The 22,359-nt window shown below is 68.0% G+C and carries 20 protein-coding genes and 2 pseudogenes; 9 read left to right on the top strand and 13 right to left on the bottom strand.

Annotated elements, in window-relative coordinates:
- Positions 1–46: 46 nt before the first annotated feature.
- Complete coding sequence (locus ACQP0P_RS25555; protein ID WP_433359020.1) at positions 47–424, bottom strand: hypothetical protein; 378 nt, start codon at positions 422–424, stop codon at positions 47–49.
- A complete protein-coding gene (locus tag ACQP0P_RS25550; RefSeq protein ID WP_433359019.1) occupies positions 421–834 on the bottom strand; it encodes a transposase in 414 nt (137 codons plus the stop codon). The genes ACQP0P_RS25555 and ACQP0P_RS25550 overlap by 4 nt, the downstream gene beginning before the upstream one ends.
- A gap of 108 nt (positions 835–942) precedes the next feature.
- Between ACQP0P_RS25550 and ACQP0P_RS25545 the strand changes: the two genes are divergently transcribed.
- On the top strand, positions 943–2,490 hold the full coding sequence (locus tag ACQP0P_RS25545; protein ID WP_433359018.1) for a hypothetical protein: 1,548 nt from the start codon (positions 943–945) through the stop codon (positions 2,488–2,490).
- A gap of 166 nt (positions 2,491–2,656) precedes the next feature.
- Here the strand turns inward: ACQP0P_RS25545 and ACQP0P_RS25540 are convergent, their stop codons facing one another.
- The 5 genes and pseudogenes from ACQP0P_RS25540 to ACQP0P_RS25520 form a co-directional block, all read right to left on the bottom strand.
- Positions 2,657–2,830, bottom strand: a complete 174-nt coding sequence (locus ACQP0P_RS25540) for a hypothetical protein (RefSeq protein ID WP_433359017.1) — start codon at positions 2,828–2,830, stop codon at positions 2,657–2,659.
- A 175-nt stretch (positions 2,831–3,005) separates the two neighbouring features.
- The gene (locus tag ACQP0P_RS25535) at positions 3,006–4,217 is read right to left on the bottom strand and encodes a tyrosine-type recombinase/integrase (RefSeq protein WP_433359016.1); all 1,212 of its coding nucleotides are present in this window, start codon (positions 4,215–4,217) and stop codon (positions 3,006–3,008) included.
- Positions 4,218–4,325: 108 nt separating this feature from the next.
- The gene (locus tag ACQP0P_RS25530; protein ID WP_433359015.1) at positions 4,326–4,454 is read right to left on the bottom strand and encodes a helix-turn-helix domain-containing protein; all 129 of its coding nucleotides are present in this window, start codon (positions 4,452–4,454) and stop codon (positions 4,326–4,328) included.
- A 114-nt stretch (positions 4,455–4,568) separates the two neighbouring features.
- Positions 4,569–4,769, bottom strand: a pseudogene (locus ACQP0P_RS25525) (recombinase family protein); the annotation flags it as partial.
- 352 nt (positions 4,770–5,121) lie between these two features.
- The gene (locus ACQP0P_RS25520; protein ID WP_433359014.1) at positions 5,122–5,811 is read right to left on the bottom strand and encodes a FadR/GntR family transcriptional regulator; all 690 of its coding nucleotides are present in this window, start codon (positions 5,809–5,811) and stop codon (positions 5,122–5,124) included.
- A gap of 272 nt (positions 5,812–6,083) precedes the next feature.
- Between ACQP0P_RS25520 and leuA the strand changes: the two genes are divergently transcribed.
- From leuA to ACQP0P_RS25500, 4 genes are all read left to right on the top strand, one after another.
- Positions 6,084–7,793, top strand: coding sequence for a 2-isopropylmalate synthase (gene leuA / locus ACQP0P_RS25515; protein ID WP_433382097.1), 1,710 nt, complete (start codon positions 6,084–6,086; stop codon positions 7,791–7,793).
- A 235-nt stretch (positions 7,794–8,028) separates the two neighbouring features.
- Positions 8,029–9,357, top strand: coding sequence for a hypothetical protein (locus ACQP0P_RS25510; RefSeq protein WP_433359013.1), 1,329 nt, complete (start codon positions 8,029–8,031; stop codon positions 9,355–9,357).
- A 185-nt stretch (positions 9,358–9,542) separates the two neighbouring features.
- Entirely contained in the window at positions 9,543–11,387 is a 1,845-nt protein-coding gene (locus ACQP0P_RS25505; protein ID WP_433359012.1) for a hypothetical protein, read from the top strand.
- 318 nt (positions 11,388–11,705) lie between these two features.
- Positions 11,706–12,356, top strand: coding sequence for a DCL family protein (locus ACQP0P_RS25500; protein ID WP_433359011.1), 651 nt, complete (start codon positions 11,706–11,708; stop codon positions 12,354–12,356).
- A 170-nt stretch (positions 12,357–12,526) separates the two neighbouring features.
- On the opposite strand, the gene ACQP0P_RS25495 is transcribed toward ACQP0P_RS25500, so the two are convergent.
- Positions 12,527–12,835 (bottom strand): hypothetical protein, encoded by a 309-nt coding sequence (locus ACQP0P_RS25495; protein ID WP_433359010.1) that lies wholly within the window; start codon positions 12,833–12,835, stop codon positions 12,527–12,529.
- Positions 12,836–12,989: 154 nt separating this feature from the next.
- Entirely contained in the window at positions 12,990–13,202 is a 213-nt protein-coding gene (locus tag ACQP0P_RS25490; RefSeq protein ID WP_433359009.1) for a hypothetical protein, read from the bottom strand.
- A gap of 217 nt (positions 13,203–13,419) precedes the next feature.
- Here ACQP0P_RS25490 and ACQP0P_RS25485 point away from each other — a divergent pair, with 217 nt between their 5' ends.
- Positions 13,420–15,885: a hypothetical protein gene (locus ACQP0P_RS25485; protein ID WP_433359008.1), complete on the top strand. Its 2,466-nt coding sequence runs from the start codon at positions 13,420–13,422 to the stop codon at positions 15,883–15,885.
- A 255-nt stretch (positions 15,886–16,140) separates the two neighbouring features.
- On the opposite strand, the gene ACQP0P_RS25480 is transcribed toward ACQP0P_RS25485, so the two are convergent.
- Positions 16,141–16,347 (bottom strand): recombinase family protein, encoded by a 207-nt coding sequence (locus tag ACQP0P_RS25480; protein WP_433359007.1) that lies wholly within the window; start codon positions 16,345–16,347, stop codon positions 16,141–16,143.
- Between the two features lie 327 nt (positions 16,348–16,674).
- On the opposite strand from ACQP0P_RS25480, the gene ACQP0P_RS25475 reads away from it, so the two are divergent.
- Positions 16,675–17,376 carry a DUF2975 domain-containing protein gene (locus ACQP0P_RS25475; RefSeq protein WP_433359006.1) on the top strand — a complete coding sequence of 234 codons (702 nt, stop codon included), beginning with the start codon at positions 16,675–16,677 and terminating at the stop codon, positions 17,374–17,376.
- Positions 17,376–17,615, top strand: a complete 240-nt coding sequence (locus ACQP0P_RS25470; RefSeq protein ID WP_433359005.1) for a helix-turn-helix domain-containing protein — start codon at positions 17,376–17,378, stop codon at positions 17,613–17,615. Before ACQP0P_RS25475 ends, ACQP0P_RS25470 begins: the two co-directional genes overlap by 1 nt.
- Positions 17,616–17,839: 224 nt before the next feature.
- On the opposite strand, the gene ACQP0P_RS25465 is transcribed toward ACQP0P_RS25470, so the two are convergent.
- A complete protein-coding gene (locus ACQP0P_RS25465; protein ID WP_433359004.1) occupies positions 17,840–18,565 on the bottom strand; it encodes a Tn3 family transposase in 726 nt (241 codons plus the stop codon).
- A gap of 93 nt (positions 18,566–18,658) precedes the next feature.
- Here ACQP0P_RS25465 and ACQP0P_RS25460 point away from each other — a divergent pair.
- Positions 18,659–19,842 (top strand): IS3 family transposase gene (locus ACQP0P_RS25460; protein ID WP_433359003.1). Its coding sequence is split into 2 segments (ribosomal slippage): positions 18,659–18,869 and positions 18,869–19,842, totalling 1,185 coding nucleotides; the frame shifts between segments, so codons are not numbered across the junction.
- On the opposite strand, the gene ACQP0P_RS25455 is transcribed toward ACQP0P_RS25460, so the two are convergent.
- Positions 19,800–20,528 carry a Tn3 family transposase gene (locus tag ACQP0P_RS25455; RefSeq protein ID WP_433382094.1) on the bottom strand — a complete coding sequence of 243 codons (729 nt, stop codon included), beginning with the start codon at positions 20,526–20,528 and terminating at the stop codon, positions 19,800–19,802. The two genes, ACQP0P_RS25460 and ACQP0P_RS25455, sit on opposite strands and share 43 nt — an antisense overlap.
- A 1,194-nt stretch (positions 20,529–21,722) precedes the next feature.
- A pseudogene (locus ACQP0P_RS25450) lies at positions 21,723–22,104 on the bottom strand (DUF4158 domain-containing protein); the annotation flags it as partial.
- Positions 22,105–22,359 lie beyond the last annotated feature (255 nt).

The following is a 22,359-nucleotide window of genomic DNA, read 5'->3' as shown; positions in this document are numbered from 1 at the left end:
AACACCGACCGGTCAGGGTGGCCATTTCAAGCCGCCACATTTTCACCTAGTGATCAACAAATGGGTCCAGCTGAAGCCGTCCTAGCCAGGCCTGAGCGCGGCGCTCGCGCACGCCGTCCTCGGCACGCAGCAGCCGGTACATCGTGGAGATGCTGCACAGGTAGAGGCCCTCGTCCAGCAGCGTCGCCCACACCTGCGGCGGGGCTTTGTCGATGAACCGGTAGGAGTTGAGCGTCTCCAGCACCTCGTGCCGCTCGGCGCGTGACAGCGCGTTCGGCGGGGCCGGACGCGGCGCGGGCGGGCCGGCGTGCCGAGGCTTGGGGGTGCGCCGCCGATACAGCGTCGCCCGTGAGATCCCGGTCAGATCGCACGCGCTCTTGATGTTCAGCATCCGCTCCAACTGCTCGAATGCTTCGGTGATCACTCGGTCGGCCTGCTCGGCCTGCTCGGGGTGTCCACCTCCTCGGACAGCAGTTGCAAGAGCTCGTGTGCTTTTCCCAGGATCGTCAGTGCTTTTTGGGTCTTGGCCAGTTCCGCGGCAAGCTTCTCGTTCTCTCGCCGCAGCCGCTCGGTCTCCTTCTCGGCCGGGCTCTTGGTGTCTTTGCGCACCGGCGGCTTGGGTTCCAGCGCCTGCAGGGCTCCGTGGTCGCGGGCCAGTCGCCAGTCCAGGATGTGGGTGGAGTACAGGCCCTCGCGGCGCAGCAGCGCTCCCTTGGCGCCCGGCTCGGTCAGCGCGTCGTATTCGGCCACGATCCGCAGTTTGTACTCGGCGCTGAACCTGCGCCGTTTGGGCCGTTCGGCCCGTGGACCCTTCGGCTCTGGCTCCGAACTCACGGTTACATCATCACGCACGCCGACACTCAGGTCGGCAACAGCCAAGGTCACGATCGTCAACGGTCCTGTTCTCGCCCTACATGCAGCTCAGAAGGGTACTTCCTCCCGATGTCTCACCTGACCCTGCCAAAGAGGGGCCTCGCCGACGTGGACGCCGCGTCAGCGCTGGCCCGGCTGAGCTGGGATGAGCTGCTGGACTACGGCACCGAGCAGAAGAACCTCCGGCTGGACAACGTCGAGATCGCCGTCGCGTTGAGGGCTCTGCGTGCTGTCCTGGGGCGTCTTCGTATCGTGTTCGACCCGCCGTTTCGCGACCAGTTCGGTTTCCATCAGTACTGGAAGAGCCGGGGAATGTCGGATGCCGGAGGCTGGGCGAAGCGGCGGGCCTACCTCACCGGCCTGTTCGAGCCGGTGCTCGCACAGCTGGAAACCATCGAGAACCTACAGACCGGGCAGCAAGACGACCGCGATAGCGCTGCCGAGCAGATCACGGAGGTCACCCGCCGTAGGCTCATCGACGGTCTCGACGCGGTCCGCATGAAGATCATGGATGAGCTGGCGGAGACGGGCGCCCCGGTCGAGCGCCCGGATCTGTTCTGGTGGGGCACGCTCGACGAGGTTGCCTTTCTCGACCGCTTGTACGACCTGGACCGGATGCCGAGCCTCGACTCCCGGTACGCCACCGCCCGCTTGGACCTCATCCAGCACTGCATCAACAACGATGACTTCCCCGCCGACTGGATCTACCGGGACGAGCGGTTCGGCATCGGCGCGCACGATGGGCGGCTCCTGCGGTTCCTGGCCGAGACCCTTCACCCCGTGGTGCGTCCTGAACAGGTCGAGGTCCAGTATCTGCACGCCTTCTACAACTCCGTCCTTGCCCATGACGGGTACGAGCTCGTCCAGGTCGACCAGATCAGCGGGGCGCCGATCTTCGCTGGCCGCAGGATCGGCGGTGGTGTCTCCGGGACGATGAAGAACATCATCTTCGCCGCGGACGGGCCCAAACCCGAGATCGTGCTCGGGGACGCGGTGAACAACGACATCCGGATCGTGCGCAATGCCGAGAACTGCCTGGTCTACGACAGGCCTCTGAACCCCGAGGGGCTCACCTGGGCCGACCTGTTGTCCTGGTGGCGCGACCGCCAATCCCTCCCTACCGAGGTGTCCGATCTCGATGCCGGACGAGATCTGTGCAATCGGCTATGGAGGTCCCTGGCGAGCAAACCCGAGCAAGTCCTCTTCCACGCCTACGCCCAGGCATATCTCCTGCGCGAGGACACCATTCGCTGCCCCGCCCTCATCCCACAGGTGTACCTGCACTACGACCCGCAGACCCGAAGGCAGCGAGGCGGCAAGGACAGCGTGCTGGGACGCGAGCGCATGGATTTCCTGCTGCTCCTGCCGCACAGTACCCGTGTCGTCCTGGAAGTCGACGGCCAGCAGCACTACGCCGACGGCATGGAGGCAGGCGCGGCTGCCTCACCCCACCTGTATTCCAAGATGGCCGCCGAAGACCGGGCGCTGCGGCTCAAGGGGTATGAGGTGTACCGGTTCGGCGGCCACGAGCTGACCAGGAACGAGGCTGCGGTCACCGCGATGCTCCATAACTTCTTCGAAGCTCTGCTCGCCAAGCACCCTTTTACGGCGCTCTGATCCGACCGATCGCCCTCACCAGAACAAGGTCCGGCTGGAGGGGTGTCACGAGGACCGCCAGCCCTCGCGGGGAGCGCTTCAAAAGCTGGACTTGTCGGTGAAGAGATCGGCCAGCCCGGCGCGAAAGAACAGGATGCAAGGTGCGCACGACCGAGTTTCCGACCGTCTATGCGGCTGTTTCCGGCTCTGCCTCGCGGAGCCCCTCCAGGGCGGCGAGGGCCTCGTCGGTGTCGCGGATGCGCTGGAGCATCGTGACGGCCACGTCCCTGACGTGCCACCGGTTGTGATGCATCCCGAGTTCGACGAGCCCGCAGATGGCCTCCTTAGAGATGGTCCACAAGATATTAATAGCGGGTCACGCAATGGGCAGGAAGCCATTGTTTCCGTATGGGCAGTGGTCGCGGCCGCTCTCCGATGTTCCTCAATTCCCGTGATCGAGGGGGCGGTGACGATCTCGCATGCCTGCGCGTGGGGGCGTCATGAAAGCCGCGAAACGCTGCAGCGGACCGCGGCGCTCATCGTGACCCAGCAAACGGCCCCTCAGGGTGGTGCCGGGTGCGGCGTTCGACGGCGGTGGCCAGGCGTTGATCGATGCGCTGGGTGGGGGAGAGGTTGAGCGATTTAGGGTGGGCGTAGATCTGTGTGGTGTCGGGGGAGACGTGGCCGAGCAGGGCTTGTACCGCCGACAGTTCTTCGCCTGTCTCCAGCAGGGCGGTGGCCACGCTGTGACGGATGCCGTGGATGGAGAGTTTGCTGTGGTCGGCGACTCCGATGGCTTTGGCGATGCGCTGGATGAGTTCGCGAATATAGGTGCGCTGCAGTGGTCGCCCGTTGCGTGATCGGAAGAGAGGGCCGGGTGAGCTTCCGCGTTCGGCCAGGTAACCGTCGAGGATTTCACCGATGAAGGGGCGCACGTCGACCGGGTGGGTGCGGTTGCCCTTGACCGGCAGGTTCACGACTCTGAGGCGGCCCTGGTAGGTGAGGTGGCCGACCTCGACGTTGAGCAGGGAGCTGATGCGGCAGGCGGTGCCGATCAGCACGGCCAAGATCGCTTGGACGCGGGTGCTCTCGTGGAGTACGGCGTGCACGAGCATGTCGTCCAGCTGCTCGCCGCTGATGAACCGGGTGGTGGAGGCGCTTCGCCGGGGAGGTTCCATCCCGTCGAACGGGTTGGCGGTCGCCAGGTCGGCGCGGCGCAGGTAGGTGTACCAGGATTTCGCGGCGGAGATGCGGGCCCGGCGGGTGTTGGCCGACAGGCCGGCGGTGCGCATAGCTGCGGCGTACAGGTCGGTCTCCATGGAGGGGACGTCGCCGATGTGCAGGCCACGGGCTTGAATCCACCACAGCCACCAGGAGATGTCACGGATGTAGTTGCGCTGGGTGGCCGGCGAGGAGCGCCGTTCCGATGACAGCCAGCCCGCGGTAGCTGCCAGGGCCTGCTCGGGTGCTTGCACGGTACGCAACAGCGCGGCCAGCTCATAGGCGTTCCCGGCGGGCGGTGGGCTGCCCTTGGCCGGCAGCGCGAGGGGGGAGGTGCGCTGTCCCAGCAGCGCGTACAGCTGCGCTTCGGCGGCTTCTTCCGCATCGGCGTCGAGGTCGCGGGGCCGGTCCAGCACGATGACGCCGGAGATCGCCAGCGGCGCGAGCGTGCTCGACACCGTCGGCCGGGCCGGTTGCGCGGCGGGTTCGTCACCGGCGGGGCGAGGGGGAACGTCATCGAGGCTCATGAGGTGCTTTCTAACGATGCGACGAAGCCGGGGTGCCGTTAACAAACGCTCCATCAGCCGCCAAGTAGGCGCTGACCTGGGGAATCAGCCGCCAGTCTCCAGCTCGGCTCACACTGCCGGCTTTTCGACGGCAGGGCGGCCCGTGGCGAGTTCGGGCACATACTTGTAGATCGTGGAGCGGCTGACGTTCAGCAGCCGGGCAATTGAGGACACGGTGGCATCGGGCTGGGTGAGCAAGGCACGGGCGTGCCGGACCTGCTCGGGGGTCACCGCGGGTGGGCGGCCGAGTCGCACGCCGCGAGCCTTGGCGGCGGCCAGGCCCTCGTGGGTTCCCTCGACGATCAGCTCGCGGATGAACTCGGCCAGGGCGGCGAAGACGTGGAAGACGAGACGGCCGCCGGGGGTGGTGGTGTCGAGGGCTTCCTTCAGAGACCGGAAGCCAACGCCGCGGCGGCGCAGCTCGGCGACGATCGTGACGAGGTTGGTCAGGGAGCGGGCGAGCCGGTCGAGCGAGGGGACGACGAGGGTGTCGCCGGGCCGTAGGTAGTCCAGGGCCTTGGTGAGCTCTTCGCGGTCGGTGTTCTTGCCGCTCAGCTTGTCGGGGTCCCGGTAGTACTGGCCGTAAATCCAACGAAGCTGCCTCTGAACTGCGACGTCTCCACAGCAGGCCGGGCGGGTCAGGCCGAACTGTCTTTCTGTAAGTGCAGGTCAGGAACTACTTCGTTGGATCCACGGCCGAAACTACGAGGACCCCTGATCCACATCGTGGACTCCGTCGCCGAGATTCCCCGCGCCATCCGACGGGGCGCCACCGTGCAGAGGATGAGCTCTACGGTTGGCCGGCCTCAGCGGGTGTCCACCGTCCGGGCGGAGGTACGCGCCCGGCGCACGGGCCGGCACAGCTTCACGCGCGATGCAGGTACGCCAGGGTCTGCTGGAGCTCGGTCTCCAGGATGGCGCTCGCTCTGTCGGCGTCACCGCGCGTGATGGCGTCCACCAGAGCGGCGTGCGCCTCGTCGCCGTGGTCGGGGTCGTCGTTGCGCAACGCGAGCAGGTCGACCAGGTCGATCAGCCCCTGGCGCAGGGCCGGGGCGAATTCGGCGAACAGGTCCGTCAGCACCGGATTGCCCGCCGCCGCGACGACCGCGGCGTGCAGGGCGATGTCGGCGTCGACGAAGGTCGCATCGTCTCCCCGCCCGGCCGCGCGGCGCGCGTCCAGGGCGGCGGCCAACACAGCGATGTCGGCATCGGTACGGCGGGCGGCCGCCAGGCGCGCGGCCTGCACCTCGACCATCATGCGCACCTCGTACACGTCCGTGACTGCCGCGCGGCGCAGGCGAGCGGGCCAGTCCTCCGCGGGTTCCGTGGCGATGACGAAGACGCCGGCCCCCTGTCGGGCCTGCACAAGACCCGCTCCGGCCAGGGCCCGCAGTGCCTCGCGGATGGTGGAGCGCCCGACACCGAGGGTCTTGGCCAGGGCGTTCTCCCCGGGCAGCTTGATGCCGATCGGCCAGTGCCCGCCGGTGATCTGCTCGCGCAGGTGCTCGGTGGCCTGTTCGACGAGCGGGCTGGGGCGGAGCGTGCCGAGTGGCATTCGGACTTCACCTCTCAGGTTGTCTGAGGACCTGTGTTGTGGTTAGTGTACCGCCATGACGTCGCGTGGTCTCCTTCTCGGCCGCCGCGGCGGGGCCTGAAGCGACCGGCACCCCGCCGCGGCGCTCGCCCTTGCCGGTCGAATCACCCCATGACTGGCAAGGAGACCCGCCGATGACCATACCGACGACTTCGTCGTTCCCCACCCTGCGCACGCCGCACGGTCCCGTTCCCACCGACACCCCGGCATGGAACCTCCAGCGGCCCAGCGCGATGCCGTACCAGCGCTACCGGCCCGCGCACGAACGCGTCGGGATCGTGTCAGGGGACGACCGCAGCTGGCCGACCAGGCGCATCGAGCGGGCGCCTCTCTGGGTGCCGGTGGACCTGCGCGACGGCAACCAGGCACTGGCCGAGCCGATGGACCCGTCGCGTAAGCGGCGGATGTTCGACCTGCTGGTGGCCATGGGCTTCAAGGAGATCGAGGTCGGCTATCCGTCGGCCAGCCGGGCGGACTTCGACTTCGTACGGCACCTGGCCGAGACGGGTGCGGTGCCCGACGACGTGACCGTCGTGGTCTTCACCGCGGCCCGCGCGGACCTCATCGAGCGGACCTTCGCGTCCATCGACGGCCTGCCGCGCGTGGTCGTGCACCTGTACACCGCGACCGCGCCCACCTGGCGGAACGTGGTACTCGGGCACGACCGGCCCGAACTTCACGCGATCATCCGCCGGGCGGCTGAGCACGTGGCGCGGCTGGCCGACGCACGCCCCGGACCGCCGGTGCGGTTCGAGTTCTCTCCCGAGGTCTTCAACCTCACCGAGCCGGACTACGTGCTGGAGGTGTGCAACGGCCTGACCACGCTGTGGGACGCCTCCCCGGACCGGCCCGTGATCCACAACCTGCCGGCCACCGTCGAGATCGCCACCCCCAACGTCTACGCCGACCAGATCGAGTACATGCACCGCCACCTGGAGCGGCGCGAGGCGGTGATCTTGTCGGTGCACCCGCACAACGACCGCGGCACCGGCGTCGCCTGCGCCGAGCTCGCCGTGCTGGCCGGAGCGCAGCGCGTCGAGGGCTGCCTGTTCGGCAACGGCGAGCGCACCGGCAACGTCGACCTGGTCACCCTCGCCCTGAACCTCTACTCGCAGGGCGTGGACCCGATGCTCGACTTCGGCGACATCGACGAGATCAGGAGGGTCGTCGAGCACTGCAACCGCCTCCCGGTGCACGAGCGCCACCCGTACGCGGGAGATCTGGTCTACACCGCCTTCTCCGGCACCCACCAGGACGCGATCAAGAAGGGCCTGGCCCACCACGACCGGCAGGCCGCCGAACTGGGCGTCCCCGCCGGACGGGCCCCCTGGGACGTTCCGTACCTGCCGATCGACCCGGCCGACGTGGGCCGCGACTACCAGGCGGTCATCCGGGTCAACAGCCAGTCGGGCAAGGGCGGCATCGCGTACCTGCTGCACACCCACCATGGACTGGACCTGCCGCGCCGCCTGCAGATCGACTTCTCGGCCGTGGTGCAGCGCGCGACCGACGACGGCGGGCACGAGGTCACCGCCAAGGAGCTGTGGGACCTGTTCCAGGCCACTTACCTCGCTCCCGGCGAGGACGGCCCGCTGACCCTGACCCGCTGGAGCACAACCGAGACCACACCGGGGAGGCACGAGTTCACCTGCGCGCTGGGCGCCGGCGGAGCCGAGCGCGAACTTCACGGCACCGGCAACGGCCCGCTGTCCGCCCTCGCCGACGCGCTGGCGTCCGCCGGTGTCGTCGTCGACATCCTCCAGTACGCCGAGCACGCGACGGGGCCGGGGCCCGACAGCCCCGCGATCGCGTACGTGGAATGCCGGGTCGGCCGGACCGCGTGCTGGGGAGCCGGTCAGGACACCTCCGTACTGACCGCGTCGGTGCGGGCGGTGATGGCCGCCGTCAACCGCGCCGCTGATACAGCCGACAGTCCGCAGTGAAGCGCCGTGTCGGCGCGGGTGACCCCGACCGGCCTGGCGGGCCCAGCATGGACAGCTCGTAGGACACGGACCGCCTCGAAGCGCTCGCCCGCCCGGCCGCCGAACAGATCGCGTTCTCGCCGGGCTGGGGGCGGACGGGCCGACGACGGCGCGGGCCCGGTCTCGGCGTCGACCTGCGACGGTGAGGCCCTGGATGTACCCTGGCCGGTTCGCCACGCCACGGAAAGGTCCGGCAGTGATCATCAAAACGCTGGAAGAGCTGCGCCAAGCCGATACCCGCACCTTGTCCTTCACCCCCATGGGCCTGGGTTCCGGCGTGCGCATGCACCCCGAAGGCGCCGCCGAGTTCCAGCAGCAGGTCGTCGCCCGGTTCGATCTGGCGCCGCAGGTGGCCGAAGGCACCCGCAGGAGCTTCGAGGACCTGCGCACCGCCTTCGCCCACGGCCTGTTCTGCTACGAGATCTTCACGCTGATCAACGACCGCAGCCTGCTCGTGCTGGAGCAGGCCCTGCGCGACCGGTTCATCGCCCACCACGGGGGCAGCGTGAGGTTCGTCGACGAGCACGGCGCCCAGCACGCCGTGGCCGCCGACAGCTACGCCGAGCTGTACGACGTCGTCCGCCAAAACCCCCGGCGGCTGCTGCTGCTCGACGGCGGGCAAGCCATCGCCTTCAACGGCACGCTGGGCGGTCTGCGCACCTGGGCACGGCGCCTGGGACTGCTGCGCGGGCAGCGCAACCGCGCCATCGAGCAGGCGATCAGCAGCCTGCGTAACGGGGCCGCCCATCCGGGCGAACACCACCTGATCAATCCGGTTGAGGCCGCCTTGACCCTCAGCGACCTCGCGGAGATCATCAATCACCTCTGGGGGGTGGCCACCCCGGGTGGGCGCCTGTATCCCGCTCCCCTTCGGCGCAACGTCGTCGTGGTGGCGTGGAACACCGCCGGTACGCAGCTGCAGATGGGGCTGGCCGATGAGCTGGCCACCGCCGCGGACCCCACCGCGGACGCTGCCGCGGACCCCGCCGACCCAGCGTGGCGCGCGGTCATCGTGCAGGCCGTGTTCCGCCCCGAGGAGGGCATCGCTGATCCTGGCCTGCGCGCGTTCGACGCCCGGCACGAGGTCACCCAGTACCCGGCCGATCTGCTGTGGTGGCCGGGCTCGCTCACCGACGCCGCCGCATGGGCCGCCGAGCACCGCCCCGAGCCCGACGAGTGCGACTACCTCGACCGCACCTTCCTCCTGCGTCACGACAGCGCCGGCCTGTACTGGCCGATGCGGCCGTCGGTGGCCGCGGCCCTGCCACACGCCGACCGGCCCGGCCACTGGTACGCCGTCAAGGCCGACCACCCGAACGACGCCTACCACCACATCCGGACCCTCATCACCGCTACCGGCTGCGCCCGGCGCGGACCGTGCCGTCAGTGCCACGCCGAGACCCTGCGCATCGGCCGCTACCACCAGGTCATGGCAGCCATCTCCACCCCGGCACCCCCGACGCCGTCGCTTCCCTCCGATACCGCGACGCCGTGGGCACATCCGCGCATCCGCATGATCACCTAACCCCAGAGAATCTCGGCCCAGTGCGAGCGCATCTCCCGGCCGCAGCAGCCAGAGCGTGCATCGCCTTCCCCTGCTCACCGTGATCTCCCAGCTCGTCGGTGAGATGGCGAGGAAGGCGGTATTCGAGGTGATCGGCGATCGCGAACCGCACCCGCGCGAGGAGCTGGGTGCACTAGGTTCTGGGCATGTCGCCGTTCCTGCTCTCCGTCGATGAGATGACCGAGCTGCCGGCCGGGTACGCCCATGAGCTTCGCGCTGATCTCCTCTCCTACCAGGAACACCTCGCCCACGACACACCGGTTGTCCTGGCCCCCCGCTCAGGCTCCATCACACAAGACGGCCTGAGGCCTGATGCGTACCGCATCACGACCACCGACTGGGGTGGCGAGGTCCGGACCCCGGTTTACACCCGCCAGCAGGCACACCACCGGCGACTTCGCCCTCACTGGACAAAGACCGACCAGCTGGCCACCGAGACCGCGGATCGCCTGCGCGAGGAGTTCCGCGATGACGACGCTTCCATCGCGTTCCTGGCCGGGCGGACCGCGCAATGCTGTGGCCGGATCAGTGAACTCGCCATCTTCGACAGCGCCGGTGAGCCGATCTTCGATCAAGCCTTGGCGCCGCACAACGGCGAACGCTGGAATGCCCGCGGGGTGGAGGAGTTCTGGCGGTGCGCGCGCGAGCACCAGCCCCCCGAAGACTCCTGGGCGCCGTTCTCGCACTGGGCCCGTCAACTCGGCCTGGTCTTGAACTACTACAACCGCAACCACGCGCTGGAGATCCCGAGCCTGACGGCCCAGGGCGGCAGAGCTCGCTCCCACGTCGTGGTGTGGGGAGGCGACCTGCTGCAGGCGCTGCATCGCGAGTACGTCTTCGCGCACGGCCGCCCCCGCAACGGCAAGCTCCAGAAGGTCAAGGACGAGCTTGTCGCCGTGAGTTTCTGTGACCTGCAGCTGGCGGACCTGCTGTGGCGGGGAGCCTGGCCGGGCGGCATCGCCGAATTCGCGCACCTTGACGGCGCCACCGCCGGTGATGACTGCCGCCTGATGCACCAGCACCTGCGTCGTCTCACCCAGCGGCCCCGCCGCGCTGAGGCAGGAGCCGACCGGCTGCCTCGTGCCTCTGCCTTCCCCGTCGGTCCGCCGCCGTCCTTCGTCATGGCCGCCGCGCCGTCGGCGGACACCCTCGCCGAGCGCGAAGGCTGGAAGTTCAGTCGCGGCCGTTTCACCCCGGCCGGCGCCTCCCGGCGCCCCCGCACGGCTGTCCTTCCTGTCCAGGAGCCGATCGCCGATCCCGAAGCCTTGAGCGCGGTCACTGGGTTGGATCTGGAAGGTGCCAGCGATGTCGTCCGGGTGGCCACGCAGCGGCGAGAGCAGGGCAAGCTGCGCCGCTACCTGCTGGGGCACCGCACGAGCGCCGAGTGCAGCCTGTGCGGCAGGACGTTTCCGGTTTCCTACCTTCGCGTGGCCCACATCAAGCGGCGCGAGGACGCCGACGAGGCCGAGCGCCGCGACCCGGCGATCGTGATGATCGCCTGCGTTCTGGGCTGCGACGCGTTTTTTGAGCAGGGCGAGGTGTATGTGGACGAGCACGGGATGATTCGTGCTCGCCCGACCCCGGCCGGATCGTCAACTGATCTTCCTGCCGCGCTCAAAGCACTGGAAGGCTTGCGCTGCGCGGCGCATTCACCGCTCTCGGAGCGCTACTTCCACGCTCACCGGCAACGTCACGGGCACAGCTCCTGTCAGTTCCGGGTTGATCTGACCACTGACCATGCTCCTACCTGGGGGTGGCCACTTCACCCAGGACATCTCGGGCCCACAGCCGTCCATGTGATCTGGCCATTTTCCGGGAACGAGTCGCGCCATCGTGGCCAGCGAGGCGACCACGTCGCACCCTGGGAGCATCGAGCTGCTGCGCGACCTGGTGCGTGGCCACATCACCGCGAACTGGCTGCGGGCATGGCCACATCACTGCGGAATCGGCCACCTCGGCTTGGACCTGACAGCTCCGATCTCGGACAATGACACCTTGAACCGCCCCGGCTTTGATGTACCCCGAGTTCGGTGGAGTGGTAGCTTCGGCCGAGGGTCTCGGCGTAGCCCTTCGCCTGCTCCACAGTTGGGCGGCTGCCGAGCTTCTCGACCATCCTGGCGTTGTCGTGCCGGTCGTGCGCTGTGTGGCTCACCGGCGGCGAGGCGGTCGCGTTTTTGCTGTCATGGTTCGACCACCTCCTCGAGTAGGCGACGCTGTTGCCAGGACAACCAGCCCTGGCATCGGAGAAGCGAGAGGCGGGGTCGCAGAGCCGATGAACGCGCTGCCGCCACCGCGGAAGGGACGATCACATGCAAGCATGCTGGATCGGCGATCGTGAATACCGGTCGAAGGCACAAGCCAAGGCGGCCGTGCAGGCCATCTTGCGTAATCACTCCCCTGGGACCGAACTGACCGGCGAGCAGTTCAGCCTTATCCGTGATCTCCTCGACATGCACCCCCGCGCGGAGGCCAAGATCGGGCCCGGCGTGGCCGGCATCCGGATCGTCACCTCGCCGCTCGGGGGACATCACGGGTTCGAGCTGATCCGAACCGATGGCACCCCGATGGACTTCTCCTACCAGGACTGCCTGGACCACCCGAGTCCGCGGACCAAAGCCCACAACGCGATGCGGTTCGAGGTCGAGGAACTGAAAAGCGCCTACTTCGAGGAGCGCTACGAAGCGGGCACCTTCACCTCCGACGCCTCCGGAGTGCCTTTGCGGCGCGACGACACGGACGTGAGCTACTTCCAAGGCCCGCCGTTCGCCCAGATCGCTGACGACTTCGCCGAGCTCGAAGGTGGCTGGTCCCAGATTTCACTCACCCCGGCCGAGCAGAAAGGCCGTACCGCGCTGGCCGATCACGCTCAAGCCGATCGCTGGCGGGCCCGGTGGAAGGAGCGCGCCGTGCTGGGCCTGCTGACGAGAGCGGAGAATAACTCCAGCGGCCAGCACACCTAGACAGCAACGGCCGAACGCCGCCTGCTGGCCTCCGAGACGGGCAGCACCGGCGATAAGCACAGGCGCCCACAAGATGCGCCGAGCGTGGGGCGCCAGTCGTACACGGAGAGGTCCGTGATCCGTTTCGCGAATACCGACGGGCCTCGAACTCCTGCGCCCTCCAAGCATGGTCACGCGGGCGACCTTCGCCGATTGCCCCCATGCTGTGTTCCCACCGACCTCGGCCCCGCCCGTCCCGCCGCCGGGCCGAAAGTCTCCAGTACCTGGCTGAGCGTCCGGTCCCAGACACTCCAGCCGTCCAGCCGTCGGCGCATGGTCTCGTAGTCGGCGGCGCTGAGCACCCGGTCGGCGTGCAGCCACCCGCGCGCGTGGACGAATTCGGCGTAAACCGACGCCACAGCGCCCTCCTCCTCACCGGGCAGCAAGGTGGTGAGCGCTCCTCTCGCCCCGAGCGCGTTGAACGCACCGCGTTCCCGCATGGGGACTGCTCCTGGCGTTCGGCGTAGGCCAGGAGGTCGAGCAGCAGCCGCAGCGTGATCTCCCCGCCGTACATCCCCGGACGGCGAAGCGCCGCGTTGAGCTCACCGACGAGATGAGCGCGGATCTCCGCGCTGGAGCGTGGCCCGGATGCCGTCATGCCTCTATCTTCGCCGCGGCAGGGGATGCGGGTGCGGCCGGTGGGCGGCGCAGCAGCAGGGTGAGGGTGGCGCGGGCGTCGCGGCGGCGGGCCGGGGTGCGGGCGAACGCCGAGGCGGCGGCCAGGGCGGTGATGGTGAGGCCGTACAGCAGGCCGCCGGCGCCGAGCGTGGCCGCGGCGGCGGGTAGCAGGCCGGTGAGAGTGGTCATGGAAGGGCTCCCGAAGGGGGTGGGGCCCGGCCAGGCGGGCCGGGGCGGATGGGAGCAACCACAGCGCTCCGGCCGGTTTCCGGCGATCGCCCCCGCCGGGTGCGGGCGGGCCTCTAGGCTGGTCGGCATCGGGGAAGTGAGTATTCCGGCGCGAGTCCGGTCCGGACCGCTCACCGGACGTCCGACATCCAAGTGCGCGTGTTGCAGGAGCCGCCCGGTGCCAGCACCTCCCCCCGCCCTGCCCACGGCCGGTGATGAGCAGCCGAGGTTTTCCCGGGCGCTGGCGCAGCTGTATGAGCAGGCGGGCAGACCAACCTACGCTGAGCTGATCCGCCAGGCCGCCGCCCAACAGCCGCCGGTGGCGATCGGGAAGTCCTCGCTGGGCGACTGGCTGAGCGGCAAGAGCATCCCCTCCTCACCCCGGGTGGTGGAGGTGCTGGTCACCTGCCTGCAGGCCAAAGCCAACCGGCGCGACCACCCGCCGGTGGTGGCGCCGGACTGGTGGGAGGCGCAACGCGTGCGGGAGCAGCGGGCGCGCCGCGCCAACCGCGGTGGACGCCCCATTCGGCGCCGCCCGGCGCCCGCCGACGACCCGCACGCTGCAGGAGACACCGCGGCGCCGAGCGGGCCGGGGCGGCCGATCGGGCAGATGGATCCGATCGCGTTAGAGGTGCATCCGGCGATAGACGCCGGAGCGGCCGCTGCTAGCCTGAACCCCCTGCCCGCCTACATTCCCCGCGCCCACGACGCGGCGCTGGCCGCCGCGGTGGCCGAGGTGCAGGCCGGTCGGCGCAGCCGGATGGTGGTGCTGGTCGGCGGGTCCTCTACCGGTAAGACCCGCGCCTGCTGGGAAGCGGTCCGCCGGCTGGGCGGGCCATGGCGGTTGTGGCATCCGATCAACCCCGAGTGGGCGCAGGCCACGCTGGCCGGCCTGGAAGCCGTCGAACCGTACACGGTGGTGTGGCTGAACGAGCTCCAGCACTACCTCACCACGCCCGGCAGCCCGAGGGGCGAGCACGTCGCGGCCGGACTGCGGGAACTGCTGCGCACCCCGGAGCGAGGCCCGGTGCTGGTACTGGGCACGCTGTGGCCGTCCTACTGGGCGAAGCTGACCGCCGTCCCCCATCCTGGCGACCCGGACCCGCACGCCGGGGCGCGGGCGCTGCTGGCCGGCACCGCGCTGGGGGTCCCGGCAGCGTTCACCGCCGACGATCTCGCAACTGCGGGTGCGGCCGGCGCGCGGACGGATCCGCGGATGGCTGAAGCTATGGAGCGGGCGCCGAGCGGGCAGTTGACCCAGTACCTGGCAGGTGGGCCCGCGCTGATCGAGCGCTATCGTGCCGCGAGTGTTGAAGCCCGCGCAGTGCTGGCGGCGGCGATCGATGCCCGTCGCCTGGGACACAGGCCGAAACTGTTGCGCTTGTTCTTGGAGGAAGCCGCTGCCGGATACCTCAGTGACGAGCAACGGGATCTACTGGCCAACGGCTGGCTAGAGCAGGCGTTTGCCTACCTCACCGACCCGCTGCCCTGCCGGGGCGCCCGCGCTCCACTGACTCGCGTCAACACCCCGCCCGGTCCCTCCTCGACCCCGGTGAGATCCCATGAGGGTGAGCCGTCCTATCAACTGGCTGACTACCTCGAACAACACGGCACCCAGGCGCGCTATTGGGAGTGTCCTCCTGCCGGGTTCTGGGAGAGCGCGCTCCACCACGCCACCGCTACAGATCAGACCGCCCTGGCCAACGCCGCACACGACCGAGGCCGCTACCGCCACGCCGCCCCCCTTTGGCAAGGTGCCACTGATGCCGGAGACCTTCGCGCGTTGCACTGCCTGGCATGGATGCGAGGGGAAACCGGAGACTGGGAGGAAGCCGAGCGACTGGCTTGCATCGCCGCCGACGCCGGAGACAGTTTCGCGCTGCACTCCCTATCCAGGAGGCGGAGGCAGGCCGGGGATTATCCGGAGGCCATGCGGCTTCATCAGCTGGCCGTCGACACCGAAAACATCTCCGGGCTGAGCACCCTGGTCATGATGCGGGAACCGAGCACGAACCGGCAGGAGAGCGAGCACCTAACTCGTACCGTATACACCTGCGTGCTATGCAAACTGGCTGGGATGCGGGAGGCGACCGGAGACCCTCAGGAGGCTGAGCGGCTCTACCAGCTGGCCGCCGAGGCTGGAGACACCTCCGCACTGTGCGCCCTGGCCAGGATGCGGGAGGCGACCGGAGACCGTCAGGGAGCTGAGCGGCTCTACCAGCTGGCCGCCGAGGCTGGAGACACCTCCGCACTGTGCGCCCTGGCCAGGATGCGGGAGGCGACCGGAGACCGTCAGGGAGCTGAGCGGCTCTACCAGCTGGCCGCCGAGGCTGGAGACACCTCCGCACTGTGTGGCTTGACCTTGATGTGGGAGCGGGCCGGAGATGGGGAGAAGGCCGAGCGGGTGGCCCGCATCGCCACCGATGCCGGAGTCTCTGCGTTATACAACCTCGCCCAGGTACGGGAAGCGGCCGGAGACTGCCAAGAGGCTGAGCGGCTCTATCGGCTGATCACCGACGCCGGGGATCGATACACGCTGAAGGAATTGGCCGGGTTGCGACAGCGAGCCGGAGACGAGGCAGGAGCAGCACGCCTGCAGAGATTCGGGCTGGAGGCCGACGGCCGGATCGCCGATCCCTGGTGAAGCGGCCAGCTCCCTCCCACCCCCGATACACGCCCCATCCGGACGTGTCACGCGAGAGGCCCTCCTCGCTGCAGTTATCCAGTGTGACAACGAGAGCGACACCCCGTAGGAGCAGGGGTCCTCGTAGTTTCGGCCGTGGATCCAACGAAGTAGTTCCTGACCTGCACTTACAGAAAGACAGTTCGGCCTGACCCGCCCGGCCTGCTGTGGAGACGTCGCAGTTCAGAGGCAGCTTCGTTGGATTTACGGCCAGTACTACCGGGACCCCTTGTCGGCGAAGATGCGGATGCAACCGGCGGCTTCGAGCGCGCGGGTCTGTCGGTCGAGGCGCTGATCGCGGGTGGAGACCCGGGCGTAGCCGACGAGCGCTCCGGTGAGGACTGCGGGTTCGGCGCCAAGGAGGTCGTAGGCGGCCTGGCCGATCACTGCGGCGGGGGCCGAGTCGTCGCGGAGCGTCGTCACATCTCGGAAGTGTAGAGAAAACGGTGCTGCGACAGTTGATGAACACTCCGACTTCGCAACACGTTTTTCCGACACTCGGACGGGCTGTCGGCGGTTCGTGAAGAGCGCTCCGGCCAGGTGTTGAGAATCGAACGTATCTCGACATGATCATCAGGCGAGTGACGGTGCGACAACACGCCGCTGCAGCGGCCAGAGCAGGGCTGCCCGGGACCCAGTTAGAGGCCGCATCGGGACAGACTGGCCGATCAAGACCCCCACTTGACTCCTTATCGTTCATCGATATCATCGACAAACGATAATATCGAACAACGATATGGAGCCGGTGCCGTGCCCCTCGACAAATCCACTCCCCTAAAGTGGACGGCGATCGTCGTCCGCCTTCTCCTAGTGCTGTTCGCCGCGACGATGGCCTACGAAGTCGGGCGTGCAGCCTTGACCGGCGGAGAGAACGTCTTCGGTTCCCGCGGCGTCCAAAGTCTGGTGTGTGTGCCATCACCGAGCATCCTCGACGTGAAGGGAAACTACCTCGAGGACCCCCAACGCCGAAAGGCCGTGACAGGGAGCAGCGGTGTCGACGACAACCCGTATCCAGTGGAGAAGGGAGTCGAGTTCGCCTACCTGCGGATTCAGATCTGCAAGGACGACTCCAGCCTTGGCACACAGTTGCTCTATCAGACCTCGCGGTTCGCCACCCCGCTCGTATTGCTCATCGCGCTCTTCCTCCTCGACCGGCTGATCAGAGACGTACGACAGGACAGTGGTTTCGATGAGGTGGTCGTCGGCCGGCTGCGTTTCCTCGGCGTGTTTCTTATGGTCGGCACAGTCGCGGCGTCGCTCTACACCACCATCGTCGAGACCGGCCTGGCCGTGTCGATGGTGGCCGGGACCGTCAGGGAGGTGGGGTGGATGGCTCTGTACGGCTGGGCCTTCCCATGGGCGTCCCTGATCGCCGGGCTCGGGCTCGTCGTGATGTCCAAGGTCGTCCGCGTCGGCGCGCACATGCGCGAGGAACTCGAAGGAACTGTCTGATGCCGTCCGCCGAAAACTCCGAGCACGCCATTGAGGTACATCTGGATCGATTGCTAGAAGAGCGCGGCATGACGGTGGTCGAACTGGCCGACAAGGTGGGGATCACCAACGTGAACCTGTCGATCCTCAAGAACAACCGCGCCAAGGCGATCCGGTTCTCGACGCTGAGCAAGATCTGCGAGGTCCTCGGTTGCCAGCCCGGCGAGCTCCTGTCCTTCACACCCCGCTCTTCAGGTTGATTGCGTACAGTCCCGAGGTCGCGACGAATAGCGCTCGGTGCGGTAGTGAGGCGGGGGCCGCACCGAGCGCTATTTGCTCACCGGATATCTGGTACAGACCGAGATCAACCTCTACGTCCCGGCGAAGATAGCGCCGTCGACGAGCCAGTACAGGACAGAGAACTGGGCGAGCTACCGGCTCGAGATGACGGCCGATTCTCGACATGATCAGCAAGCCCTATCTGTCATGCGCCACCGAGCGAGCCGAGAGAACCGATGCTCAACCTGGCGCTCAGATCGAGGCGCACCTCGCCGTAGGGGCGGACATGCAGCCAGAACAGCGGGGTCAGTCCGCGCCGGTCGACCGGAGTGAGCAGCGCGGACCACTCGGGATCGGCGAGAACGTCTTGCAGCATCAAAACATTCACCATGACGAGCGAGGCCTGCAAGATCCGAAGACATAGCGCGGTCATCTCCACCTCATCGCGCCGATTGGTGGAAATCTCGCCCCCGCGGCCGTAGCAGATCACCGAGTTGGCGCGATTCCACGCCTCGACCACGTTCAGCCCTTCCTCGATCTCTCGCTGCAGGTCGCGGGCATATAAGTAGCGGGCGACGAACGTGGTGCGCGCCGCTCGGCCGATCTCCAGCATCGCCTGGTAGGCCGGGTGCGAGGCGGTGCGGGTGAAGCGCGACAGGATGGCCTCGGTGGAGGCGGTGCGGGTGCGGATCGCGGTGGCGTACTTGACGACCTGGTCGTAGTTCTTGGCGATGATGTCCCAGCGGACCGGCCGGGTCATCGCCGGCGCCAGGTTGGCGTACCGGGCCAAGTCTCCGTGATCGGCCTGGTGGAGCTTGACCCGGTTGATCTGCTTGATGCGCGGCAGCAGGTCCACGTTCAGCAACCGGGTGATGCCGAAGCCAGGCTCCGACTCCCCGTGTGAGTCCACATAGTTGCCCTCGACCTTCATCGTGGTGCCATGCCGGATGGCACCCTCTGAGGTTCCCCCTGAGGCGTGAACACCCCTGACAATGGATCTTGTTCCATAGAGGGGAGCCTCCGGGTGGCACGACCGTCGAAGTTCGGCGATGAGTTCAAGCGTGATGCGGTGAGGCTGGTCCGGACGACGGGACGGACCTGTGCCGATGTGGCGCGGGAGCTCGGGATGAACCGCGAGACCCTGCGCACCTGGGTACGTGAGGCCGAGACCACCGGCAGCGAGTCGGGCGCAGGTCTGGCCAAGGCCGAGCGCGACGAGCTCGCCCGGCTGCGCAAGCGGGTCGCCGAGTTGGAGATCGAAAAGGAGATCCTGCGCAAGGCGGCCGCGTATTTTGCGAAGGAGATGGATCGTTGACCAGCCGCTTCAGGTTCATCTCCGCCCACGCCGACTTCGGCATCGCGCGGCTGTGCAGGGTGTTGAACGTTGGCCGCAGCGCCTTCTACGCCTGGCTCAAGCGGGAACCCGCCCGCCAGGCCCGGGCGGCCGAGGACGAGCGGATCGTGGAGAAGATCCGTGCCTTTCACACCGAGTCGGGTGGGACCAACGGCTCGCCCCGGATCACTGCCGACCTGCGCGAGGACGGGGAGATCGTCAACGTCAAGCGGGTGGCGCGGCTGATGCGCCAGGCGGGCATCGTCGGCCTGCACCTACGCAAGGGCAGGCGGACCACCATCCCTGATCAAGCGGCCGCGCCCGTACCCGACCTGCTCCAGCGCGACTTCGGCCCGGGCGCGGTCGACGAGCGCTGGTGCGGCGATATCACCTATCTACCGGTCGGCGACTCGTGGTTGTACCTGGCCACGGTCATCGACATCGGATCACGCCGGCTGATTGGCTGGTCGATCGCAGGCCATCTGCGCACCGAGCTGATCAGCGACGCCCTGACGGCGGCGGTGCGGGCCCGCGGCGGCCGCGTCACCGGAGTGATCTTCCACGCCGACCGCGGCTGTCAGTACACCTCAGCCGACTTCGCCGCGCTGTGCGCCGCTCACGGCATCCGCCGATCGAGCGGAAGGACCGGGACATGCCTGGACAACGCGCTCGCCGAGGCGTTCAACGCCACCCTCAAGCGTGAACTGCTGCATGGCAAGGGCAAACGTCGCTGGAGCGACGAGGCCGACGCCCGCACCGACATCTTCCGCTGGATCGCTCGCTACAACCACCGCCGACGACACTCGGCAATCGGGAACCTCCCCCCAGCCGTCTACGAAGATCGGCTTGCTAGGATGACCGCACTGGCTGCATGAAACCGGGTGTCCACGCCCCGGGGGGAACGCCACTCCACCATGGCCGCCACCTCCGAGGCCGACGCCTTCAGCGTCTGCGAGTGCACCACCACCGACCCGCGTTCCACGTGCCAGTACACCAAGATCCCCCGGCCGCCGTAGCGGGAGTGCCACTCGGTGAACAGGTTCTGATCCCACGCGCGGAAGTGGGTGGAGTCGGAGGCGACCGCGGTGGAGCCCTGACCCCACAGCCCGGTGTCGCGGGCGGCGAAGGTGGCGTTGGCGATCTCAACCGCGATGGTCCGGGCCACCTCCGGGGTCAGGTAGCGCCTGCGGACGTAGCGCAGGTCCTCCTCGCTGTGTGCGTGCGCGCCGGAGATCATCTGCCGGATGCCGCAGTTGGTGCCGTAGGCGTAGATGACCAGCATGAGCCGCTCAGCCAGCACCTCGGGGCTCATGTGGCCGGTGCCGGTCGCCGCGGTCACCTTGGCCAGGCAGCCGGTGCGCAGGATCGCCTCCTTGAGGATGTCGATCAGCGGGACCGCGCTCCAGCGGCGGGCCACCTCGTTCTTGATCCGGCGCAGGTTGCGCGGCTCGGGGGCGGCCTCGATCGGCGTCAGCTTGATCGCTCCCGCCTTGCGGTCGGCGATCTCCACCCAGTCCAGGCTCGGCAGAGCGTCGTTCAGGTTCACCAGGGCGCTGGTCATCTCCTCGCGCAGGCTGTCGCAGAACTCTGTCGGGTCCAAGGGCTTGCGCAGCTCGCGGTAGTGCTCAGCGCGGCGTGACTCGAAATCAGTCGGCAGGTCCTCGTCCGGGTTGCGCCACCGGTCGGCGCCGATGACCCAGATCTCCTTGCAGCGCAGTTGCTCCCGCAGGGTCTGGAAGGTGGCCACCTCGTACACCGTGCGCGCCACGCGGCGGCGGCCGCGGGTGTCGGTGCGGTAGACCAAGTCGGCCCAGTCCTTGAGCGTGCCCTTGTGCTCGGGTGTGGTCTCGCCGAGCGGGTAGTAGGTGGTGTTGCCGGCCTTGGCGTAGCGCTTGACCAGCTTGAGCGCGTCGATGACGGGCTGGTGGGCGGTGTTGTTGGAGCGGAACTCCAGCACCTCCAACAGTTCGATCAGGCCGCGCCGGTAGTGGTTGGTGTAGGAGGCCTTCAGCGTGGTCTGCACGGTGCGCCGGTAGACCGGGCCTTTGGTCTTGAACTCGTGCACCAGCTCACGCAGTGTCTGTTCGCCGCCCCGCACCGCAGGGAAGACGACCTCGCGCACCGTGCCGTCCGGCGCGGCCAACGAGGCGTCGGCGATGGTGAACAGGAGGTTCTCCTTGCCTGAGACCCGCTTGAAGGCGTTGATGAGCTCCTCGGTGACCTTGCGCTCGGCGCGCGCGCCGACCCGGTGCGCGGTGGCGATCAGCAGGTAGACCAGGGCGTCGGTGACCTCCCGCTCCCGCTCCACCAGCAGCGCGGCCAGCAAGGTGACCGTTGCCTCCGGCGCGTTGCGGGCCCGCCGGCGCAGGTGCGAAGGCGACTCCACTGCGGCGCGGAAGCGCCACCCGCCCAGCACCTTGGGCGCCACATCGGCGAACAACCCGGCCGGCAGTTCGATGGCCCGGATCGCGTTCAGCTTGCGGATCTCCGTCAGCATCGAGTCCAGGCTCACATTGCCCGGCATCGCCTTGATCAGCGACAGGACGGAGCCCTCGTCCTCGTCCAACTCGTCATCGCTCTCCTCGGTCTCCACCGTGGGGTTGTCAGCGGCCACCAGGGCGAGTACCCGGGCCACCGTCACCGCATCCAGCCGCGCCGCGATCCGGTGGAACCATGTTTGCTCCGCGTTGTGCAGCGCCGACCGTACGATCCGAGTGATCCGCCCCGGCGAGGGCGGCTCGATCCGCTCCTGACGGCATTGCTTGAGCAGTTCCTCGCGGACCCGGTCGGGCTGGCGTTCGGCGTGCGCGACGTTCGCGGCCAGCCAGTCGGTCAGCTTGTCGGCGTCGGCGACCGAGCAATCCCGGAAGCCGAGATGGTCGCGGATCTCGCCGCGATGACGCTCGATCGTCCGACCTGACCAAGTCATACAAGCCCAGGCTGCTGGCCGACGTCTTGGTCTGCTTCGCGACGTAGTCGACCTCGTCAGGAAACTCCGCCCGCCCACGCGGGAAGCGCCCGTGCTGGGTGAAGTACTTCAGCAACAGCGCGAAGGCCAGGCGAGTGCCTTCCTGCTTCGCACTGACCAGACCGACCTCATCGCTCAGCACAGTCCAGTGCTCGATGAGTTCATCCATGCCAAGCGGCGGACGTTCCATGCCCATAGATCCGCGCCGGGCCCTTCGGCATTACAGAAGGTCACGCTAGGGATCTTCGAGGTTTGGCGGCCTATGACACGTTGGTTAACGGCACCCCAAGCCGACGGCAGCAGGACTGATGAAAAGGCAGAAGGCGATGACCCACACTATCTGTAGGCAGATCGCATGTCGATAAGTCGATTGTCGCCATGTCCCTCAAGGCTCAGATAATCGTAACGTGACGTTGTGATTTTT

The sequence above is a fragment of the Streptosporangium sp. CA-115845 genome, assembly GCF_050943795.1.
In the GTDB taxonomy this organism is placed as follows: domain Bacteria; phylum Actinomycetota; class Actinomycetes; order Streptosporangiales; family Streptosporangiaceae; genus Streptosporangium.
Note: the sequence above shows the minus strand (reverse complement) of the source record. Positions and strands in the feature narration are given on the sequence as shown.

What these genes read in the sequence shown, in the direction of transcription:
- ACQP0P_RS25545 (WP_433359018.1), top strand. Translation starts at nt 943, where the DNA reads ATGTCTCACCTGACCCTGCCAAAGAGGGGCCTCGCCGACGTGGACGCC.
- ACQP0P_RS25535 (WP_433359016.1), bottom strand. Translation starts at nt 4,217, where the DNA reads ATGAGCCTCGATGACGTTCCCCCTCGCCCCGCCGGTGACGAACCCGCC.
- ACQP0P_RS25520 (WP_433359014.1), bottom strand. Translation starts at nt 5,811, where the DNA reads ATGCCACTCGGCACGCTCCGCCCCAGCCCGCTCGTCGAACAGGCCACC.
- leuA (WP_433382097.1), top strand. Translation starts at nt 6,084, where the DNA reads ATGCCGTACCAGCGCTACCGGCCCGCGCACGAACGCGTCGGGATCGTG.
- ACQP0P_RS25505 (WP_433359012.1), top strand. Translation starts at nt 9,543, where the DNA reads ATGTCGCCGTTCCTGCTCTCCGTCGATGAGATGACCGAGCTGCCGGCC.
- ACQP0P_RS25500 (WP_433359011.1), top strand. Translation starts at nt 11,706, where the DNA reads ATGCAAGCATGCTGGATCGGCGATCGTGAATACCGGTCGAAGGCACAA.
- ACQP0P_RS25495 (WP_433359010.1), bottom strand. Translation starts at nt 12,835, where the DNA reads ATGCGGGAACGCGGTGCGTTCAACGCGCTCGGGGCGAGAGGAGCGCTC.
- ACQP0P_RS25490 (WP_433359009.1), bottom strand. Translation starts at nt 13,202, where the DNA reads ATGACCACTCTCACCGGCCTGCTACCCGCCGCCGCGGCCACGCTCGGC.
- ACQP0P_RS25470 (WP_433359005.1), top strand. Translation starts at nt 17,376, where the DNA reads ATGCCGTCCGCCGAAAACTCCGAGCACGCCATTGAGGTACATCTGGAT.
- ACQP0P_RS25465 (WP_433359004.1), bottom strand. Translation starts at nt 18,565, where the DNA reads ATGAAGGTCGAGGGCAACTATGTGGACTCACACGGGGAGTCGGAGCCT.
- ACQP0P_RS25455 (WP_433382094.1), bottom strand. Translation starts at nt 20,528, where the DNA reads ATGACCAGCGCCCTGGTGAACCTGAACGACGCTCTGCCGAGCCTGGAC.